Annotated in this window: 18 protein-coding genes; 7 read left to right on the top strand and 11 right to left on the bottom strand. The window is 74.8% G+C overall.

All coding sequences use genetic code 11. The features are described from left to right. Positions 1 to 195: 195 nt before the first annotated feature. Positions 196 to 2175, bottom strand: a complete 1980-nt coding sequence (locus ACI8AC_RS10085; protein ID WP_456897623.1) for a DNA/RNA non-specific endonuclease — start codon at positions 2173 to 2175, stop codon at positions 196 to 198. Between the two features lie 226 nt (positions 2176 to 2401). Between ACI8AC_RS10085 and ACI8AC_RS10090 the strand changes: the two genes are divergently transcribed. The 3 genes from ACI8AC_RS10090 (at position 2402) to ACI8AC_RS10100 (ending at position 6154) form a co-directional block, all read left to right on the top strand. Beyond that, the gene (locus ACI8AC_RS10090; protein WP_456897624.1) at positions 2402 to 3088 is read left to right on the top strand and encodes a M12 family metallopeptidase; all 687 of its coding nucleotides are present in this window, start codon (positions 2402 to 2404) and stop codon (positions 3086 to 3088) included. Beyond that, positions 3082 to 5586 carry a caspase family protein gene (locus tag ACI8AC_RS10095; protein ID WP_456897625.1) on the top strand — a complete coding sequence of 835 codons (2505 nt, stop codon included), beginning with the start codon at positions 3082 to 3084 and terminating at the stop codon, positions 5584 to 5586. The genes ACI8AC_RS10090 and ACI8AC_RS10095 overlap by 7 nt, the downstream gene beginning before the upstream one ends. A 70-nt stretch (positions 5587 to 5656) precedes the next feature. Then, on the top strand, positions 5657 to 6154 hold the full coding sequence (locus ACI8AC_RS10100) for a hypothetical protein (RefSeq protein ID WP_456897626.1): 498 nt from the start codon (positions 5657 to 5659) through the stop codon (positions 6152 to 6154). A 40-nt stretch (positions 6155 to 6194) separates the two neighbouring features. Here the strand turns inward: ACI8AC_RS10100 and ACI8AC_RS10105 are convergent, their stop codons facing one another. After that, the gene (locus ACI8AC_RS10105) at positions 6195 to 6473 is read right to left on the bottom strand and encodes a hypothetical protein (protein WP_456897627.1); all 279 of its coding nucleotides are present in this window, start codon (positions 6471 to 6473) and stop codon (positions 6195 to 6197) included. 26 nt (positions 6474 to 6499) lie between these two features. Further along, positions 6500 to 7978 (bottom strand): trypsin-like peptidase domain-containing protein, encoded by a 1479-nt coding sequence (locus tag ACI8AC_RS10110; protein WP_456897628.1) that lies wholly within the window; start codon positions 7976 to 7978, stop codon positions 6500 to 6502. Positions 7979 to 8293: 315 nt separating this feature from the next. Here ACI8AC_RS10110 and ACI8AC_RS10115 point away from each other — a divergent pair, with 315 nt between their 5' ends. Then, a complete protein-coding gene (locus tag ACI8AC_RS10115; RefSeq protein ID WP_456897629.1) occupies positions 8294 to 10309 on the top strand; it encodes a hypothetical protein in 2016 nt (671 codons plus the stop codon). Positions 10310 to 10396: 87 nt separating this feature from the next. On the opposite strand, the gene ACI8AC_RS10120 is transcribed toward ACI8AC_RS10115, so the two are convergent. From ACI8AC_RS10120 to ACI8AC_RS10155, 8 genes are all read right to left on the bottom strand, one after another. Continuing rightward, positions 10397 to 10825 (bottom strand): hypothetical protein, encoded by a 429-nt coding sequence (locus ACI8AC_RS10120; protein ID WP_456897630.1) that lies wholly within the window; start codon positions 10823 to 10825, stop codon positions 10397 to 10399. 42 nt (positions 10826 to 10867) lie between these two features. Further along, positions 10868 to 11011 (bottom strand): hypothetical protein, encoded by a 144-nt coding sequence (locus ACI8AC_RS10125; RefSeq protein ID WP_456897631.1) that lies wholly within the window; start codon positions 11009 to 11011, stop codon positions 10868 to 10870. A gap of 131 nt (positions 11012 to 11142) precedes the next feature. After that, complete coding sequence (locus tag ACI8AC_RS10130) at positions 11143 to 12033, bottom strand: polysaccharide deacetylase family protein (protein WP_456897632.1); 891 nt, start codon at positions 12031 to 12033, stop codon at positions 11143 to 11145. A gap of 16 nt (positions 12034 to 12049) precedes the next feature. Continuing rightward, the gene (locus ACI8AC_RS10135; protein ID WP_456897633.1) at positions 12050 to 13018 is read right to left on the bottom strand and encodes an asparaginase; all 969 of its coding nucleotides are present in this window, start codon (positions 13016 to 13018) and stop codon (positions 12050 to 12052) included. 560 nt (positions 13019 to 13578) lie between these two features. Continuing rightward, positions 13579 to 14157, bottom strand: coding sequence for a response regulator (locus ACI8AC_RS10140; protein WP_456897634.1), 579 nt, complete (start codon positions 14155 to 14157; stop codon positions 13579 to 13581). Next, complete coding sequence (locus ACI8AC_RS10145) at positions 14158 to 15162, bottom strand: sensor histidine kinase (protein WP_456897635.1); 1005 nt, start codon at positions 15160 to 15162, stop codon at positions 14158 to 14160. It abuts the gene before it with no gap. Then, on the bottom strand, positions 15132 to 15629 hold the full coding sequence (locus tag ACI8AC_RS10150) for an ABC transporter permease (RefSeq protein WP_456897704.1): 498 nt from the start codon (positions 15627 to 15629) through the stop codon (positions 15132 to 15134). Before ACI8AC_RS10150 ends, ACI8AC_RS10145 begins: the two co-directional genes overlap by 31 nt. 100 nt (positions 15630 to 15729) lie before the next feature. Then, the gene (locus ACI8AC_RS10155) at positions 15730 to 16593 is read right to left on the bottom strand and encodes an ABC transporter ATP-binding protein (RefSeq protein ID WP_456897636.1); all 864 of its coding nucleotides are present in this window, start codon (positions 16591 to 16593) and stop codon (positions 15730 to 15732) included. A 121-nt stretch (positions 16594 to 16714) separates the two neighbouring features. On the opposite strand from ACI8AC_RS10155, the gene ACI8AC_RS10160 reads away from it, so the two are divergent. The 3 genes from ACI8AC_RS10160 to ACI8AC_RS10170 all read left to right on the top strand — a co-directional run bounded on the left by ACI8AC_RS10160 (position 16715) and on the right by ACI8AC_RS10170 (position 19454). Further along, entirely contained in the window at positions 16715 to 17623 is a 909-nt protein-coding gene (locus tag ACI8AC_RS10160; protein ID WP_456897637.1) for an NAD-dependent epimerase/dehydratase family protein, read from the top strand. Between the two features lie 102 nt (positions 17624 to 17725). Then, the gene (locus tag ACI8AC_RS10165) at positions 17726 to 18121 is read left to right on the top strand and encodes a nuclear transport factor 2 family protein (protein WP_456897638.1); all 396 of its coding nucleotides are present in this window, start codon (positions 17726 to 17728) and stop codon (positions 18119 to 18121) included. A gap of 511 nt (positions 18122 to 18632) precedes the next feature. Next, positions 18633 to 19454 (top strand): SRPBCC family protein, encoded by an 822-nt coding sequence (locus tag ACI8AC_RS10170; protein WP_456897639.1) that lies wholly within the window; start codon positions 18633 to 18635, stop codon positions 19452 to 19454. The last annotated feature ends 145 nt before the right edge of the window (positions 19455 to 19599 follow it).

The raw sequence follows: 19599 nt of genomic DNA on the forward strand, positions 1-19599 counted from the left end.
CGGGCGCGGACCTGCCGTCGGCGCCGCGCCGTCCCAGGGGTCGGGCCGGGGGCCCCCGGACGACCGCGGGCACGGGCAGCGGTCCGAGTCGCATTCGGCCTCCTCGTGCTGCTCCGAGAACGGCGGTGCCTGTGCCATTGCACGCGCCTCGCGTCACCGGTCCGTCACGGCGCCGTCACGCCGCACCCCGCGCCGTCAGGTGACGACGTCGGCCAGGCTCTCCAGCGGGAGGAACCGCGGCGGCGCCGCTCCGGCCGACTCCTCCCGGTCGACCGTCCTGGTCAGCGGATCGGCGCCCACGTAGGAGGAGAGGTCGAGACCTGTCGCATCGGCGAGGTCGCGGACGGCGAGCTGGAAGGTCCGGTAGGGGCCCAGGACGAATCCCTCCAGCGCCTCCCGGCGGTCGCGCCGCTCCAGCAGCTCGCGGATGAGGTCGCCCTGGCTGAGCAGGTAGGCCGTGGCGTGCAGGACGCGGCGGTCGGCGTCCCGCATCGCCACCACCTTCCAGAACTCGCGCGGGACGAGGACGCCGGGCCGGATCTCCGGGTCGTCGTCCCGCGCCACCGGCCCGGTGAAGACGCAGGCCCGGAAGCCGTGCGTGCGGGCGCTGTCCAGGACGTGGTCCTCGAGGCCCAGCCACATCTCCGCGGCCTGGTTCATCTCCGCGTGCTGCGGAGCGGCGTTGGTGTAGTGGAAGGTGTCGCCGTTGGCCTGCCGGGCGAGGGCGCTCTCGTCCCCGGGGCCGGCCGCCGGGTCCCAGTTGGGGTCCTCGCGGCGGACCATGTGCCCGCGGTCGATGTCGGGATGGGCGTAGTCCTCCCGGCCGAGCTGCACCTCGACCGGCAGCCTGCCGTCGCGGAACCAGCGGTCCCGGCCGCGCTTCACCCGCACCGAGTGCCGGCCGTCGATGTTCACCGCGGTCACCACCGGCTGCCGCCGGGCCGTGGAGAAGCGGACGCCGAAGTGCGTGTACCGCAGCTCGCCGGGCCGCTCGGGCACCTCGTCACTCGGGTGGGCGAGGTCGCGCTCGACGTCGGGGGGCAGGCCCGGCCACGGCGCGGTGAGCCCGTCGCCCAGGAAGTCCGGGTCGTACCCGCCGCGGTCGCGGAGCTGGTCGGGGCTGTGGGTGCCATCACCGCGCGCCTCGGCGTCGTCCGGCCGCAGCCGCGAGGGGACGACGACGATCGGGGAGCGCAGGTCCGACAGCAGGGCCTGCAGGGTCCGGACGCCGACCGCGCTGTTCGCGACCCCGTAGACGCCGGCGAAGTGCAGGCCGACGACCCGCCCGTCCTCGAGGCCAATCAGCGGTGACCCGGAGTTGCCACCGAGGCTCGTGCAGTCGTGCGAGAGCACGGTCCGCCCGGAGAGGGCCTGCACGACCCGGCCCGGTGCGAAGCGCTTGACGTCGTAGAGGTCGCGGAAGTAGCGGGCCTGGTCGTCGACGTCGTTGCGGCTGTCGAACGCCGGGTAGCCGATGAGCGCGACGAGGTCCCCGGCGGCGGCCTCACCGGTCGCCAGGTCGAGCGGGCCCGGGAGATCGCTCCCGGTGATCCGCAGCAGGGCGACGTCCGGCGCCGCCTCGTCGGCCAGGTGGACGACGTCCCGGACGGGGAACGGGCGTGCGTCGGCGGGCAGGGAGCCGACCTCCTCGCGGAAGTCCACGTCCACCCCGTAGCGCGCGCCGCTGGCGGGGTTGCGGACCAGCACACCGCGGCCGTCGGCCGCGCGGCGCGCCACCAGCGCGGCGACGTGCCGGTTGGTCGCCACGAGACGGTCGCCGCCGTCGTCCGCGATGACCCAGCCCGTCCCTCCCCACCCCAGCCGGTGGTTGAGGAACTCCACCCGGCCCACCGAGCGGACGGTGGACTGGACCTCCTTGATCCGCGCCTCGGTGCCGGCCGGGAAGTCGGCGAGCGGCTCGAGCTCCACGGCGTCGTCGCGCACGAGCAAGGGGGGCCGGCCCACGCGCTGCACGATGGCCTCCAGCGCGTCGGTCGGGACGACGCCCTCCAGCGGACGCCGGTCGGCGGCCACCGCCTCCGCGGCGTCCTCCGCCACCGCGTCGCGGAACGGGGACGGGAGCCGGCCGCCGGCCAGCGCCGTCCGGACCGCCTCGGCCAGGTCGGGGGACGCAGCAAGCCTCCTGCGGAGGCCCTCAAGGCGGCTGTCGGTCATCGCCCCTCCCGGTGCCGTGGTGCCGAGGCGTATGTCGTCGGGGTCGAGCGTCGCGGCCCGCCGTCACCCACCTGTCACCGGTACGTCACGACGACCGGGTCCCGGAACCGGTGACGGCACGGTGACGGGCCGCGCGGATCGTCATCCCGAGCCGTCCGGCGCCGGTGGTCCGCAGGGATCGGCGGCTCGCGGCACGACGGCGGAAGACGGTACGGAGGGGATCGACGTGGTCGTGAACGAACGGCACTTCTGCGTGGCCGCTGCCCCGCGGCCGATGGAGTACGGGACCAGGGCCGCGCTGCTCAAGGAGTTCCAGTGGGACGCCGGCGCACGGATCAGCGTCCGTTTCACCGAGGGCGACCGCGAGCTGCAGGACCGGGTCCGTGCCGTCGCCGAGGAGTGGGTGGGGCCGCAGATGGCCAACCTCGGGCTCCTGTTCGAGGAGCCCGGCCCCGGCACCATCCGCATCTCCTTCGCCCAGGGCGACGGGTCCTGGTCCTACCTCGGCACCATGGCCCAGCAGGTCCCGACCGACCAGGCCACGATGAACTACGGCTGGCTCCAGCCGGATTCGCCGGACGACGAGCTCCGCAGGGTGGTGCTCCACGAGTTCGGGCACGCCCTCGGGCTCATCCACGAGCACCAGAACCCCAACCGGGCGATCGAGTGGAACCGGGCTGCGGTCATCGAGGACCTCTCGGGCCCGCCGAACTTCTGGGACGAGGAGACGATCGAGCGCAACATCTTCCACCGCTACGACCCGGAGCAGCTGCTGACCACCCCGACCGACCCCGAGTCGATCATGATGTACCCGATCCCGGCCGCGTGGACCACGGACGGGTTCTCCATCGGCCTGAACAGCAACCTCTCGCAGACCGACGTCGCCTTCATCCGGGAGGCGTACCCGTGGTGACGGGGCCCCGGGCCGACGACCACGCGGTGGTCGTCGGCATCTCCCGGTACCCGGAGCTCACCCGGGAGGGCGTCGCCACCGACCTCGAGGGACCTGACAACGACGCCCTCGAGGTCCGGCGCTGGCTGCTGGACGAGGCCGGGGGGAACCTGCCGGAGGAGAACGTCGCGATGATCCGCTCGGCGGACTGCACCGCCGACGCGGAGCCCGCCAGGACGCAGGTGGAGCGGGCCCTGGAGCAGCTGGAGGTCCGCACCCGCACCCGCACCGGACGCCGGCTCTACCTCTACTTCTCCGGCCACGGCTTCGCGCCGGACCTCGAGGAGGCCGCCCTCTTCACGGCCGAGGCCACCCAGGTGCGGCCCTCCTACGTCTACGCCCACTCGTGGCTGCGCTGGTTCCGCAAGGCGCAGCGGTTCGAGCAGTCCGTGATGTGGGTCGACGCATGCATGAACTACCAGCAGTCCATCCCGGTCCAGCAGGTGCTCATGCGCCACCAGGTGGGCCAGGCCGTCCCCGGGCCGGCGTTCATCGCGGTCGCCGCGCAGACCAAGAGCGCCCTGGAGCGGCGCATGCCCGACGCGCAGGTGCACGGGGTCTTCACCTGGACGCTGCTGTGCGGTCTGCGGGGTGGGGCCGCCGACCGGCGGGGCCGGGTGACCGGCCGCGCCCTGCAGGACTTCCTGCACAACGCGATGGCCGACTTCCTCCCCGACGAGGTCCGGCAGTCGGCCTCGGTCGACCTGCAGCCCTTCGTGCGCGCCGACGAGGGGCTGGACTTCGTCCGCCTGTCCTCCGTCCCCGCGTACGACGTGACCCTCCTGGCTCCCGCGGCCGTCCCGGGGCAGCGGCTGCGGGTGTGGACCGGGTCCCCGCCCCGGGTGGTCGCGGAGGCCCCGATCCCGGACGCGGGCTGGCAGGGCAGACTACCCCGGGGGCTGTACGTCGCCGAGGTCGCGGAGGCCGGCCTCCGCCAGGGGTTCCAGGTGACCGGGACGGGGGAGGAGGTCCGGGCGACCGTCGCGGCGCCCGGGCCCGGCGTCAGGGACGTCGACGCGGGGCGGCTGTTCCGCATCGACGTCAGGTCGGGGAACCCGGCCGCCTCGGTGGTCCTGGTCGACCACGAGTTCCAGCGTCTCTACACCGATACGGGCCGCCTCGAGGAGCGCGAGGTACCGGGGGTCTACAAGGTGCGGACCCAGATCGGACGGGACCTCACGACGGCCTCGGAGGAGGTCGTCCTCCTGGACGGTGACCTCGTCCTCGGCGCGGAGGCGGCGCCCCCGGTCCTGGTGTCGGCGGCACCGCTTCCGGGCAGCGCGTCGACCGACGAGCTGCACACCCGGCTGTTCACCGCCGCCGCGGACCGGGACCGGAGCCGGACGGGCACCTCGGCCCTCACGATCATGTCCCGGTACTGGACGGATCCGCGGGCCGGTGGCCGGCCCGCCGGGCTGCCCCACCCGATGGCCGGCCTGCGGCTGCACTCCCCGGACGGCGTGCTGCTGGCCGACCTCGCGGAGGAGTGCCGCGAGGTCGAGGACGACGACCCGGTCGCCGTGTGGGAGCGGCCGCTGGCGCCGGGCGCGTACGGACTGCGCCAGACGCTGCCGCAGGGGATCTTCGAGGGAACGGTCGTCGTCGCCCCGACGTGGTCCACCCAGGTCGTGCTCCGGCGCGCCGTCGGACTCGGCGGCGTGTGGGGTTCCCGGTCCCGGCCGCCGGAGACCCTCGAACCCGACGACGTGGCGGTCTTCATGCGCCGTCCGTCGGCGTCCGCCGTCCCCGAACGGGACGACGTCGTGGAGGCCGCCCGCCTGGCCCTGGCCCAGGGCCGCGACCTGTTCGCCGAGGGACGTGGCGACGAGCTGAGGCAGGCCCTGCTAGCGGGCTACGAGGACCCGGTCGCCGGGATCATCGGCTGCCACCTGCTGCTGCGTGCCATGGCCCACGGGCGCGGGGGCGGGGGAGCCGACCCGCAGGACACGTTCGACCGGGCCGTCCGGGGGCTGGGGGGGGTGCGCGCGGGCGAGCACCCCGACGTCGCGGCGCTCTCCCTGCGGTGCGCCGATCGGGACCTGCGCACCCGGGAGCCGCTGTCCGCCCCGCCCGTGTTCCTCGACAGCTGGCGCCTGGTGGTGGAGGCGTCGTACATCCGGCCCGACCTCGTCCCGGCCGACCTCTGGCGCCGCGTGCACGCCTCCACCCGCATCGGACCGTTCTTCGTCTGGGCCGTCGACGAGCAGCGGCGCAGCGCGCACGCCCACCAGCTGCAGGACTGGGTCTCCGCGTGCCGCGACGCGGAGCCGGCGCCGCCGGTCGTCGCACGAGCCGTCGTCGCCGAGGCCGTCCGCCCGCAGTCGTCCGTCGCCCCGCGCATGCCGGTGCACCCGGTGGCCGCGGTGCCGACAGGGGTCCAGGAGGCCGCCCGGCGCGTGGGCATCCCGGCCACCGCTGCGGCCGATCTCTGGGGAGCGCGGCCGGCGGTGCCGGGGTGACCTGCCGGCGGCGCGCCCGGGGCGGGCCCTGAGCACCGCGCACGAGACGGGTTTCACGCCGACGCTGGCGGTGTCCTTCCAGCGTGCGCCCTACCCGGCGTCCGGCGTCCTCGACCGGCTCCCGCGCAGCTGGGGGGCGCTGCCCGTCGCCCGGGCCGGGGACGGGGACCTGCTGGTCCCGGTGCCCGCCGGCGAACTCGCCTGGATCGGCCTCCTGCGGGATCCGGCCGCTCCCGCGGAGAGGGTCTCGGTGATCACCCTGCTGGAGCCCGGCGGGCCGACGGACGCGCTCACCGGCAGGCCCGCCGGGGCCGTCGCGCCGACCCGCCTGCTGGTGCCCCCGGCGCGGGTGGTTCCCGGGGTGGCCCGCGCCGGCGGCGGGTGGTGGGGGTTGGCGCGGGTCGCCGCCGGGCCCGGCGTCCCGGCATGCCGCGCGGTGGAGCTGCGGGCCGGCGACCGGGTCCTCGTCGCGCGCTTCGTGTCACCGGAGGACTTCCGGGGGCGGACGGGCACCGGGGTTCCCCCCCTGGACCCGGACGCGCCCTACGGTGGTCGACGGCTGCCCTGACCGTGAGGGCCGCGGGGACCGCACCGCCCGCCGTTGCTCCTCACGCCTCGTGCTCGCCGCCGAGGACCAGCCCCCCGTCGGGCCGGACCGCGACGTCGTAGACCCGGGACCGGACGTGGCCGGTGTCCTCCCTCCAGCCGACCACCAGCTCCACCAACGGGGGCTCGGTCTTGACCAGCCCCGGCCGGGTGCTGGCGCTCACGACGTCCGGTTGCCGCTCCAGCGCCGCCGCGACCGACTCCGGGGTGCCACCGGCGGCGAGCAGGGCCGCCAGCCGGCTGCGCTGCTCGCTCGAGCGGGACGGGGCGTCCCCGGTCACCGTGATGCATCCCCGTCCGGCTCGGGTCAGCGCTTGAAGTAGGTCATCGACGGCCCGGGGCGTCCGACGAAGCAGATCGACCGGAAGCCGTAACGCAGGACGTAGCTCAACGCCTGGCGGGCCTCGTCCTGCGCGGTCCCGAAGTCGAGGATCCAGTGGTCGCCGTCGACGAGCTTCCAGCTGCCGCCGACCTGCTGGACCTGCACCTCGGCCGGGTCGAAGGAGATGCAGTCCTCACCCGGCAGCGTCCCCTGCGGTGCCCGCCCGCCGGCCAGGTAGAACTCCATCGACGGGTTGGGCCGCCCGACGAAGCACTGGGTGTCGAGGCCGTAGTGGCGGATGACGCGCAGCGCCTCGTCGGCCTCCTGCCGGGACGAGCCGAAGTCCAGCAGCCACATGCCGTCGACCTCGATCTTCCACCGACCACCCGCCTGCACGACCTGGGCGGCCGTGGGGGCGAACGGGATGAAGTCGTGCCGGTTCTCGGGCACGAGCTCGGCGAACTCCGTCGCCCGGGTCACGTCCTCACCGCGGCAGCCGTCCGCCGGGCAGACGTTCGACCGGGCGCAGTTGCCCACCTGGACGTAGTCGGTCTCCCCACGGACCAGGATGCCCTCCAGCAGGTGCGTGCCGGAGTGGAACACCGGGGAGCCGGAGTTCCCGCCGTAGGTGTCGAGGTTGGCCACGAAGAACCGACCCGTGGAATTGTCCCGGACGACCGCGTTGCCGGCGATCTTCTTCGGGAGCCCCGACGGGTGACCGATCACGTGGACGCCGGCGCCGTCCGGCACGCGGCCGCTGCGGCGCACCGTGACGCAGCGGTGGTTGAGGACCGGCCGGTCGAGCTGGACCACGCACCAGTCCGTGCCCTCGACGCCGATCGCGCTCCCGAGGATGCGCCGGCCCCGGTAGATCTCGCTGTCGGCGATGCGGGTCTCGGCGGTCTCGGCGTCGCGCATCTGGTAGCCGAAGACGAAGCGCACGTCGGGCAGCCCCGCGGCGTCGACGCAGTGGGCGGCGGTCACCACGATGGACGGGTCCACGAGGAAGCCGGAGCAGAAGGCGATGGCGGGCTGGTCCCGGAACGGCTCGCCCGCGCAGAGATCCCGTCGGTCACCGAGAGTCGGGCCGGTCAGCGTCGAGGTCCCGTCACCGTTGTCGGTCACCTGGGCGGCGTCGACGAGCGCCACCGCGCTGTCCGCGTCGCGCAGGAGGGCCACGTCGGTGACCTGATGGACGTCGAGGCGGTCGTCGGTGCCGTAGACGACCTTCTGCGCGGCGCGCAGCGCGGCGGCCAGGTCCTCGGTCGGCACCGCCGCCAGTTCGCCGACGTGCGGCGAGCCGGTGAGGGGGACCGGTGCAGCAGCGGCCGGGAGGCCGGAAGCAGCCACCGTCTCGCGAGTACCGGCGCCCGCGCCGTCGGCTTCCCGGGCGCGGAGCTCCCGCAGCAGCACCTCGTGGTCGACTGCCGTGAGCCCGACCCGCTCCGGCGACTCGAGGGTCATGGCTTCTCCATCCCGACGCCGTGGCCGACGACCGGGCACCGCGGCCCGGCCCTGACCGGTCCACGGTGGCAGGGACCGCGTCACGGCTCCGTCACCGTTGCCGTGACGCGGACCGGTGGTCCCCGGCCCTCCTCGTCGCCGGAGCCGTCGGCCGGCGGCGACGCGGGCGGGCGTCGTCCCCTGCAGGCTGCGGTGATGCCGGCGTGACGGCACGGTGACGCACGCCGCCTACGGTGGGCCCTCGAGAGGGGGCCGCCTCGAGGGCCGGCCGGGTACGGCCGTGCCGCCGCAGCCGTGATCGTCGGGAGTGCCGGCATGTCCTTGCTGGATGCGCACGAGGAGCAGGCACCGGGGCCCGCGCTCGAGGACGGACCGCCCGAGGTGACGTGGCCGGGGGACCACGTCTCGTTGGCGCTCCGGGGCAGCACGGTCTTCAGCGAGGGCAGGATGCCGGGTGCGTTCTGCACCGAGGTCGGTCGTCGCCTGCTGCTCGCGGAACTGCAGTTCCCGCAGTGGGTGCTGCGACGCGTCGAGAAGATCACGTTCCAGGACGAGCGGAACGTCGTCCGCGAGATCCTGATCGACCTGCGGGTACGCGACGACGCGCCGCTCTTCGTGGACGGCGACGAGCGCTACTGGCTCGTGCCGATCACGGTCATGCGGCGACGGACCCTGGTCGACTTCCACATCACCAGGGAGGACGGGCAGCCGGTCAGCACGCCCGGCCTGCGGCTCGTCCAGCAGCTCGACCAATCGATCCTGCGCGCGGCCGCCGACACGGCGATCGGCCCGGCCGGGCCGGGTGCTGCCGGGGGCGCGGACGTCGACACGTTCGTCCACGAGTTGATCGCGGGCACGAAGGACCAGGTGGGTGCCCAGTGGGAGCGCTACGACGAGTCCGCCGGGATCGAGGGCGACCCGCTCGCCGTCCTCCGCCGGTCACCCGGGTTCCACCGTGTCGCACGGCAGATGCGCTCCGGCTTCAGCATGTACGTCTTCCTCCCCGTGGAGGACGGCAGGCACCGGCTGCTGCGCATGTCCTTCGTCGAGCCGATCCGGTGGAGGTACCAGCAGCCGCGGCTGTGGCTCGACGACCGCACGGAGATGCGCTATGAGTACCGGGCACTCCGCCCGCCGCCCTTCCACCGCCGACCCCTGCGCACCGCGGCGGCACTGGGCTGGACCGCGACCCGGCTGCGGCTGCAGGTCCCGTCGGCCGAGCGGGCTGCCAGCTACCACCTGGAACTGGTCGCGCCCACCGGCGTCCGGATCGGCAAGGCGACCCTGATCGCGGGCCGCCCGAACGAGGCCCGGCACCCCGCCGGTACGCCGAGACCGGAGAGCGACCCCGAGCCGCGGCTGACCGCCGACCACGAGGAGAGCGATGCCCTGATGGTCGGGCTGCACGGCGTCGAGGTCCCGCCGGGCAGCCTCTGTCGAGCCCAGGTCGACCTCCGGGTGCAGTCAGCGGGATGGCTCGGCGTCATGGCGCTCGCCGGGATCGCCATCTGCGCGGTCCTGGCATCGGTCGCCTGGCACGTCGCCACCCAGGAGTCACCGGGGGAGGACCAGGCGAACAACGTCGTCGTCCTGCTGCTCACGACCGCGGCTGCCGCGGCGACGTTCGTGGCCCACCGGGAATTCGGTGGGGTGGCTGCCCGGTTGCTCACGGGCGTACGGGTGGCCGCCGCTGCCTGCATGGCCCTCCCGGTGGTCGCGGCCGGGTTCATCGCCTACACGGAGCGCCCACCGACCGAACCGCCCGAACCGTCGACCCTGCCCGCGCTCGTGACCCTGACCGTGGCCGCGGCCGTCCTGGCGCTGCAGCTGGCGGTGGTCTGGTGCCTGTCCCGCCGGCTCGAGCGCGCGGGGCGGCCCCGGTCGCCGTGGGACATGACCACGGACACGCCGTCGCCCGAGCCGGGCTGGATCGGCGCCGCACTCCTGCGGCACAGGGCGAGGCTCCTGGACTGGGCTGCCGGGCGACCGGGCCCGGTGCGTCGTCTGTTGCGGCGGAGGATCCCCTGGGGTGGGGCTCACGTCGACTTCCTGGAGGCCGTCGAGGCGCACGGCTTCGATCTACCGGCCATGGCCGTCCGGTCCTCCGAGGCCTGGCACGAGTCCTACGACATCACCGACGCCCGGCACGAGGAGGCGGTGCAGGCCCTGGAGGGCCTAGCCCGAGCACCTGCAGCGGGCTTCCCCTGCGCCGATCCGGCGGCCTGCCCGCACCGGGCGGGGGACAACTGCCGGGTCAGCGTGAGCCGCACGGCACGGGGTGGCGGGACGCCCGACCCGCCGGCACCGGCACCACGGCGGGTCTCGCCGTGATCCGTCGGGGCCGCGTCAGCGTGCGCCTGGCCGCTCGACGACGGGAGCGTGACCCGAGCCGCGCGCCGCGAGGGACCCCTGCCCGCGTCAGCCCCTGGCGTCGGTGACGTGGGTGAGCACGCACGCCCAGCGGTCGCCCTGCCGGACGAGGACGTCGGTCGTCCACTCGTCCGCGTCGAACCGCGTGCCCCGGTGGTGGTCGGTGTTCGCCACCCGCCCGGTCAGCACCGTGGTGTCGCCGTGGACGCGGACCCGGAGCGGGCCGACCGGTCCCATGGCCGAGTGGGTCAGCTCACCGGACCCGACGAGCCCGGGGAACCGCTTCCCCCGGGGAGATGTCCGACCCCCGGGGGAGATGTCCGAGGCGTCGACCACCACCCGGTCCTCGGGGACGAAGCCGGCGATGCGCGCTGCGTCGTCGGCGATGATCGCCGCGGCCCGGTCCTGCGCGACGTCGTGGAGTTGCTCCGCTGTCCGCGCGCCGGCCCGGGTGCGGTCCGCGTGCGCCCCGTCCACGGCCGCGATCCCCCTCCGGATCGGCCGCGCCGAGGCGTCCGGTCAGCTCTTGGCCCGCCGAGGGTGCATCAGCCGCTCCATCTCCGTGGCGGCCCGCTGCTTCTCCTTGCGTTCGCTGCGCCTGGCCTTCACGGCCTTGCCCGACTTCTTGGTGGAGTGGTTGTCGTGGGGGGACTTGTCGGCCACGGGAGGCCTCCCTCGTCGAGGGCCGGAACAGCTCCTCCCTACCCCTCCTCGCTCGGCCGCGCCAGGGTGTCCGGCGCGTCCACACCGGTGCGGGACGATGTCCCGTCCCGCGACCGTGGGCCCCGGCCCCGTCAAGCGGTCGAGGTCCCCCGGGGCGAGCGGTGCAGGAAGTCGTCGGCGATCTGGTCGAACGTCGCCCAGCGGATGCCCTCGTGCCCGTTGATGTGCTCGATCAACCGCTCGAGCATGAGCAGCACCTGCGGCCGTCCCGCGACGTCGGGGTGGATGGTCATGGTGAAGGCCGCGTAGTCCATCTCCCGGTGCACCCAGTCGAACTGGTCGCGCCACATCTGCTCGATGTCCCGCGGGTTCACGAAGCCGTGGCTGTTCGGGCTGGACTTGACGAACATCATCGGCGGCAGGTCGTCGAGGTACCAGTTCGCCGGGATCTCGACGAGGTCGGTCTCCTCCCCGCGGACCAGCGGCTCCATCCAGTTCTCCGCCGGCGCCTCGTAGTCGATCTTGGTCCAGGAATCGCCGCCCCGGACGTAGTAGGGCTCGAAGTCGCGGTGCATCAGCGAGTGGTCGTACTTGATGCCGCGCTCGAGCAGGAGCTCGTTGGTGACGCCGCTGAACTCCCACCAGGGGGCGACGTAGCCGGTGGGGCGCTGCCCGGCCTTCTGCTCGATCAGCTCGATGCAGCGGTCCAGCACGGCCCGCTCCTGCTCCCGGCTCATCGCGATCGGGTTCTCGTGGCTGTAGCCGTGGACGCCGATCTCGTGCCCGGCCGCGACGCAGGCGTCGAACTGCTCCGGGAACGTCTCGATGGAGTGCCCGGGCCAGAAGAACGTCTGCGTCAGGCCGGAGCGCCGGAACAGCTCGAGGAGGCGGGGCACGCCGACCTCGCCGGCGAACACACCCCGGGAGATGTCGTCGGGGGAGTTCTCCCCGCCGTACGAGCCGAGCCACCCGCCGACGGCGTCGACGTCGACGCCGAAGGACACGAAGATCTCCTTGGCCACTTTTCCTCCGGGGTCGTCACGGTCCCAGCTGGGCGTCGAGGACCCGGTGCGGGTCCTGGGGGGCGAGCGCCAGGGCGGCGCTCAGCAGCAGGCGGGCCTGCCAGGGGCTCAGGTCGGCGGCGAACCGGGCGCCGGCCCGCGCCAGGCTCGCCCCGCCGCCGGCGTAGAGGGGGGCGACCGGACCGGACGGCACCCGGGAGCTGACGAGCACCGGGATGCCGCCGGACACCAGCTCGCCGGCCGCGTCGGCGATCGCCGGCGGGACGTTGCCGGCCCCGAAGGCCTCGAGGACGACGCCCCGGGCGCCGGCCTGCACCGCCGCCCGCAGCAGCGCGTCGTCCGCGCCGAGGTAGCAGGGGACGACGTCGACGCGCGGCAGCTCCTCCGCAAGGTCGAGCGGCACGGCTCCCCGCCGGGACGGCCGGGCGAGGGGGAGGACCGACGCGTCGGTCACCCGCAGGAGCGCACCCCGGCCCGGGGCGTCGAAGGCCGCGCTGCGGAGCGTGTCGACCTTGCGCACGCCGCGCGCCGCGTACACCAGACCGTCGAAGCACAGCAGCACCCCGAGGCCGCGGGCTCGCGGGGAGGCGGCCACGCGGAGCGCCGCGGCCAGGTTGCCCGGGCCGTCGGGAGCCGGGGAGTCGAACGCCCGCTGCGCCCCGGTGAACACCACCGGCCGGGGATCGTCGTGCACCAGGTCGGCCAGGTAGGCCGACTCCTCCATCGTGTCGGTCCCGTGGGTGACGACGACCCCGGCCACGTCCTCGGTGAGGCAGCGGCCGACCTCGAGCACCAGGGCGCGGAGATCGGCCGTCGAGAGCGCGAAGCTGCCCACGGTGGACCTGTCGCCGACCGTCACGTCGAGGTCGGAGAGCGGGCCGGCCGAGGCGAGCAGCTCCGCCGCCGGCGTGGTGGCCGTCAGGCCGGCACCGGTCTGCCGGCTCGCGATGGTGCCGCCCGTCGCCAGCAGGTGGACCCGTGGCATGCCACCTCCTGGACCGCTTCCCCGACCTGCGGACCCCAGGTGACCACGCCGGCCTGCTCACTGCACCCGGAGACGTGGACGGGGGAGCCGGCTGCTGCCTCCAGGCGGTCGCCCACGACCCGACCGGCGAAGGGCGCGGCCATGCCCGCGACGCCGACCGTGTCGAGGTGACCGTTCAGGGCCGGGCTCCGGCCGCCGCCGCACCCCCCGGGAGGTGGCGATCAGGCTGGGCCGGCCGGGCGCGGAGCGGGCGGGCACGACCTCCACGTCGAAGCCGCGGGCGCCGAGCCGCCGGGCGAGCCGGTCCACGACCGCGCCCTCGCCCGCCGCGCCGGGGACCAGGCCCGGGTCGACGCCGTCGATCCGCACCAGCTCCACGGTGAGGTCGACGGCTCCGTCCGCCACGGCAGCACCGGTCACCCGGCCGACCTCGTACATCGCGTCCCGGCGGACGTCGTCGAACGCGGTACCGCGCGCCGGCGGAGGGGCGGTGCCGATCCCCGCACATCAGCCGAGGATGCCGCGCTCGTACGCCGTCGCCACCGCTGCGGCGCGGTCGCTCACCCGAGCTTCTCGTACACGTGCACCAGGTGCGTCTTGACGGTGGCCTCGCTGACGAACAGCTCCTCGGCGATGGCGCAGTTGGAGGTGCCCCGGGCGACGAGCGCCAGCACCTGCCGCTCGCGCCCGCTCAGCGTCCCGGACGCCGACGGCGAGCGCACGTGCGAGGCCAGCCGGCCCGCGACGGCGGGGGAGAGCACCGTCTCGCCGGCCGCCGTGGCGCGCACCGCCTCGAAGAGCCGTTCGGCGGGGGTGTCCTTGAGCAGGTAGCCGGTGGCGCCGGCCTCGATCGCGGCGACGGTCTCGGAGTCGGTGTCGTAGGTGGTGAGGACGAGGACGGCGGCCCGCGACCCCGCCCGGCGCAGGGCACGGACGGCGTCGACGCCGCCACCGCCCGGCATCCGCAGGTCCATGACCACCACGTCGGGATCGGTGGCCCGCACCTGCGCCACGGCCTCGGGTCCGCTGGCCGCCTCACCCACCACGTCGAAGTCGGGCACCCCGGCGAGCATGCTGCGCACGCCGTCGCGGACGACCGGGTGGTCGTCGGCGACCACGATGCGGATGGGGTCGCGCATTCAGGCCGCCTCTCTCGCCAGCCGGGGAAGCCGCAGCGACACGGCCGTACCGCTCCCGGGCCGTGACTCGACGGCGAGCCGGCCGGTGAGCCGCTCGGCCCGCTGGCGCATGCCGTGCAACCCGAACGAGCTCTCCGCGGCCGGCGCCGCGGGGTCGAACCCGACGCCGTCGTCCCGGACGTCGAGCACCACCTCGTCGTCGTCGTACGAGAGCGTCACGCCGACCCGGCCCGCGCCGGCGTGCTTGGCCACGTTCGTCAGCGCCTCCTGCGCGATGCGCAGCACGGTCGCCTCCACCTCGGGGTGCAGGGCGACGGGGTCGCCGACGACCGCCACGTCGGCCCGGACGGCGCGGTCGGCGGCCCACCCGTCGACGACCGACCCGAGCGCAGCGGGCAGGGTCGCGCCGTCGAGGTCGCGGGGCGCCAGCGCGAGCACCGAGCGGCGTGCCTCGCCGAGCGCCTGGCGCGCCAGCCGCGGGGCCCGCTCCTGCCGCTGGCCTCCGCCGGCCGCCTCGAGCTGGGTGACGATGCCGGCGAGGCCCTGCGCGATGGTGTCGTGGATCTCGCGCGCCAGCCGCCGGCGCTCCTCCTGCACGCCCGCCTCCCGGGCCTGCACGAGCAGCTGCGCGTGCAGCGAGGCGTTCTCGTCGAGCAGCCGCTGCAGGTCGGAGTTGAGGCGTTCGAGCTCGGCGTTGCGCCGTTCGGTCTGCTCGGCCAGCCGCATGAACACCATCACCAGCCCGACGTTGAGCCCGACGAGCGCGACGAAGACCACGGTCTGCACGGGACCGTCCGGCGGGAACCCGCCGGACTGGGCACCGGCCTGGGCGATCGCCACGACCGCGACGCCGACGTACACCCACACGCCGCGCAGCGCCGAGTACGCGTCGATGTAGCCGATCCAGGCGAAGATCGCGTACCACGGGTTGAGCCAGCACAGCGCGAACGCCAGAGCTGTGCGCCCGGTGTAGTTCACGGCGCCGGGGGCGGGCGTGATCCCCATCCACACGGGAACAGCACGATCGTGCCGACCGTCTGCACGACCCGGGTGGTCCTGGCCGCCGCGGTGACGACGGCGCCGATGGAGGAGGTCGCCGCGGTGGCGAGCACGGCGCAGACCGCGTACCAGGCCACGGCCCGGGAGAGCGGGACGCCGTACACCAGGCGCGCCACGCCCAGCGCCAGGGCGACCGAGACGAGGACGGCGGCCGCGTGCAGGCCGGCCTGGGCGAACAGCAGGGCCCCGGGGTGCACCGGCGTCGTCCGGAGCCGTCGCAGGACGCCCCGCTCGCGGTAGCCGCGATCACCGACGGCATCGCCAGGATCGCGGCCATGATCATCGCCAGCAGCACGGCGGTCGAGGTGTAGAGGTCGACGACGCGCTGACCGCCGAGGCTCGCGTCGGCCTCGCGGAAGCCGGGGATCGCGCCGATGATCACGAGCAGGATCGTCGGGAACAGCAGGATCCAGAACAGGGACCCGAGCTCGCGGCCGAAGAGCCGCGCCTCGGCGCGCAGCACGGCGGCGCCGGCGCCGCCCGTGCCGGGGCGGGGGCCGGTGGTCGTGGTGCTCATGCGGGCGTCTCCTCGGTGGTCGTGGTCGTGGACGTGAGGTCGAGGTAGGCGGCGTCGAGCGGGCCGTCGACGACGCGCAGGCCGGACGGCGTGACGCGCTGCTGCCGCAGCCGGTCGAGGACGGCGAGCGCCGCGCCGTCGGTCCCCTCGACGACGATGCGGCCGGCGTCGCCGTGCACGCTGCTGACGCCGTCGAGGGCGCGGAGGTCCTCGAGGTCGACGGGGGCCGACGCGGTGAACGAGGTGATCGTGGCGGCGGTGGCGCGGCGGACGAGGCCGTCGGGGGTGTCGAGGGCGCGGACCCGGCCGGAGTGGATGATCGCTATCCGGTCGCAGCGCTGCTGCGCCTCCTCCATCGAGTAGGTGACGAGCAGGACGGTCACGCCGTCGGCGCGGAGCTCGCGGACGACGTCCCACACCTGGCGCCGGGCGCGCGGGTCGAGGCCGGTGCTGAGCTCGTCGAGGACCGCCACCCGCGGGCGGCCGACGAGGGCCAGCGCGATGGACAGGCGCTGCTGCTGGCCACCGGAGAGGTCGGCGAAGCGCGTGCCGCCCTGGGCGCCGAGCCCGAGCCGCTCGGCGAGGGCACGCCACGGCAGCGGGTCGTCGTGGAACGAGCTCCACAGGGCGAGCGCCTCGTCCACCGTGATCCTCGGCTGCAGCCGGCTCTCCTGCAGCTGGACGCCGAGCACACGGGTGAGCGCCGGGCGATCGGTCCAGGGGTCGATGCCGAGGACCCGGACGGAACCGGCGTCGCCCACGCGCAGGCCCGCGATCGACTCCACCGTGGTGGTCTTGCCGGCGGCGTTGGGGCCGAGGATGCCGAAGACCTCACCCGCGCCGCCCCCGACATCGGGCAACCGGCGACGACGGGCATCCATCGATCGGTGGATGCCCCCTGCTGGTGGCGTGCCCCGCCCGGTGTCCGAGGCGCTCCGGCACCGCGGGCGGCCTCGCGCCGTCGCTGGCAGGGTGGACGGCATGGCCGATCCCCCGCCCGTCGTCGTGGTGACCGGCGCGAACGGACTGGTGGGCGCCGCGGTGTGCCGGGCGCTGGCCGCACGGTCGGCGCAGGTGCGCGCCGTCGTCCGGCGCGCCGGCAGCGCCCCCGCGCTCGCCGGGGTCGACGAGCACGTCGGCGACTTCGCCGACGAGGGCCTCGCCCGCGCCGTGACCCGCGGCGCGGACGCTGTCGTCACGACTGTCCACCCGATGGGCTCCTCCCGCGACGTGCAGCACCGGGTGGGCGTCGAGGGCACACCGGTCCTCGCCCGGGCGGCACGGGACGCCGGCGTCGCCCGGCTCGTGCACGTGTCCACCGCCGGGGTCTACGACCGGTCGGCCGGCGTCGGGGACGTGGCCGAGGACGGCGTCCTCCTCCCCGAGGGCAGCGGCGACTACCCGGACACCAAGAACGCCACCGACGCCGCGCTGGCGCGGATCGGCGGGCTCACCACCGTGCTGGTCCGCCCGCCGGCCATCCTGGGCGCCGGCGACACCTCGATCTGGAACACCCTGCGGCCGCGGCAGGTCCGCGACGGGGAGGCCCGGGCGAACCCGGCGCAGACCTGGGCCTGGGTGCACGTCGACGACCTGGCGACGCTGATCGCGGACGTCGCCACGGGCGCCGTCCCGACCGCCGACGACCCGGAGCGGGGCCCCGTGGCCGGGAGCACCACCCCGGTCGTCGTCGCGGGGGAGCCGGCGACGTGGCGGGACTACCTCGGCACGGTGACCGACGCGCTGGGCATCGAACCCGAGTGGACCGACGAGCCGGTCTGGACCGGGCAGCTGCGCACCGACCGGGCGCGCGGGTGGGGCTGGGCGCCGCGGGTGGACCTCGCGCAGGCCCTGGACGAGCTGCGGCGGGGCCTGACGCCGCCCGCGTGACCGGGGCTCCCGGACCGTCGGTCGCGACCGCGGTCGCCTCCGGAGGGCAGGATCCGTGCCGGGACGCGACCGCGCTCCACACCCGACCGACGAGGAGGCGCCGTGATCGACGACGTGATCGCCCGCTGGCACCGGTTCCTGGCAGGGGACCTCCCCGGCGGGCTCGACGAGCTGCTCGCCGATGACGTCGTCTTCTACTCGCCGGTGGTCTACACGCCGCAGCGCGGGAAGGCCGTCACGAGGCAGTACCTCGAGGCGGCAGCCCGGACGCTGGCCGGTGCAGCCGGGGGCTTCCGGTACACCAAGCAGGTCCTCTCCGGGGACACCGCGGTGCTCGAGTTCGAGACCAGCGTGGAGGGCAGGTACGTCAACGGCGTCGACATCGTCCGGTGCGACGACGCCGGCCGGGTCGTGGAGTTCCGCGTGATGATGCGGCCCCTGCAGGGCATCCAGGCCGTGCACGAGCAGATGGGCCGGCGTCTGGCCGCCGGTAGCTGATCCGAAGGTGCCGGCGAGGTCGGCTCCGAGGAGGACACCGGCCCCGCGGTCAGCGACGGCGGGCAGTTCTCCTGAGTCCGAGAAGCGAGTCGGTGCACACCCGCACGGTTCGTGCCGGGGGCAGGGCCCACGAGCATCACGACAGGGCAGGGCGGCGCAGGCCGGGAGGGCCGCCTCCGGTGAGCGGAGCGCGCGGATCCCCGCCGATGCCCGCAGTGGTCGCAACGGGGGGGGGCACGGGTGCCGGCCGCACGGGGGCCTCGCCCGGGTCGGGGCGACCGTCCACGCCTGGACCCACGCGCGGGCCCGGAGTACGACCGCTTCCTGCTGGAGGTCGGCCAGTGCGGTCGCCGGTCGGTCGGGCTGCTCGGTCGTTCGGGCGGGAGACCGTCACTCCGCGGACAGGGATCACGCGCCGAAGAGACGGCGAACGCAGCGACGGGCATCGGTCTCCCGCGCCTGGGTAGCGGACAGGGGTCGAGTCCAGGAGCCGACCAGTGAGAGGTGAGTGATGACCACCAAGGCCGAGAAGTCGATCCAGGTGGACGTACCGGTGACGACCGCCTACAACCAGTGGACCCAGTTCGAGGACTTCCCGCACTTCATGGGCGGGGTGAAGGAAGTGCGGCAGCACACCGACCGGCGTCTGCACTGGGTGGCCGAGATCGCCGGAGTGCGGCGGGAGTGGGACGCCACCATCCTCGAGCAGGTCCCGGACCAGAAGGTCGCCTGGGCCGCGACAGAGGGCGCGACGAACGCCGGGGCCGTCCGGTTCGAGCCGGTCGGCACGGGGTCCACCATCGTGCACCTGTCGCTGGAGTACGAGCCGGAGGGGCTCGTGGAGCAGGTCGGCGACAAGCTGAACGTCGTGCAGAGGCAGGTGGAGTCCGACCTGCAGCGCTTCAAGGCCCTCGTGGAGAGCGAGGGCTACGCCACGGGCGGCTGGCGTGGATCGATCAACCCCGGCGAGGACGTCGGCACCCCCGGTGCCAACGCCGCCTTCCCCTCCCGGGGGGACAGCGGCAAGGCCGGCGTCTCGGGCAAGGCGGTCGCCGCGGGTGCGGCTGCCGTGGCGGGGGCCGCTGCCGCCGCAGCAGGCGCCGTCGCGGCCGGATCGAAGGGGAAGAACGAGGGGGCGGGACAGCAGCCGCACCCGAGCCGGCCCGAGGAGGTCACCGTCGTCCGACAGCCACCGGCGGACGCGGTGAGGGACGAGGTCTTGGTCGACGAGTCCGATACCGGTGGCTACACCACCAGGACCTCCACCGAGGGTGCCGAGAGGGGTGCGGTGGACGCCGACGACGATCCCATGATCGGTGGCGGCAGCCGCTGACCCGCACGGTCGTCGGAGGGCGCCCCCGCGTCCTCCGACGACCGGGGGGCGCCGAGCCGCTCGATCGCGGAAGCAGAAAGCCTCGCTCGAGCCCGCCGATCAGTTGCGGATACGTCGCTCCCACCGATTCCAGCGTGCTGTGTCG

Source organism: Geodermatophilus sp. SYSU D00758, from assembly GCF_054049955.1.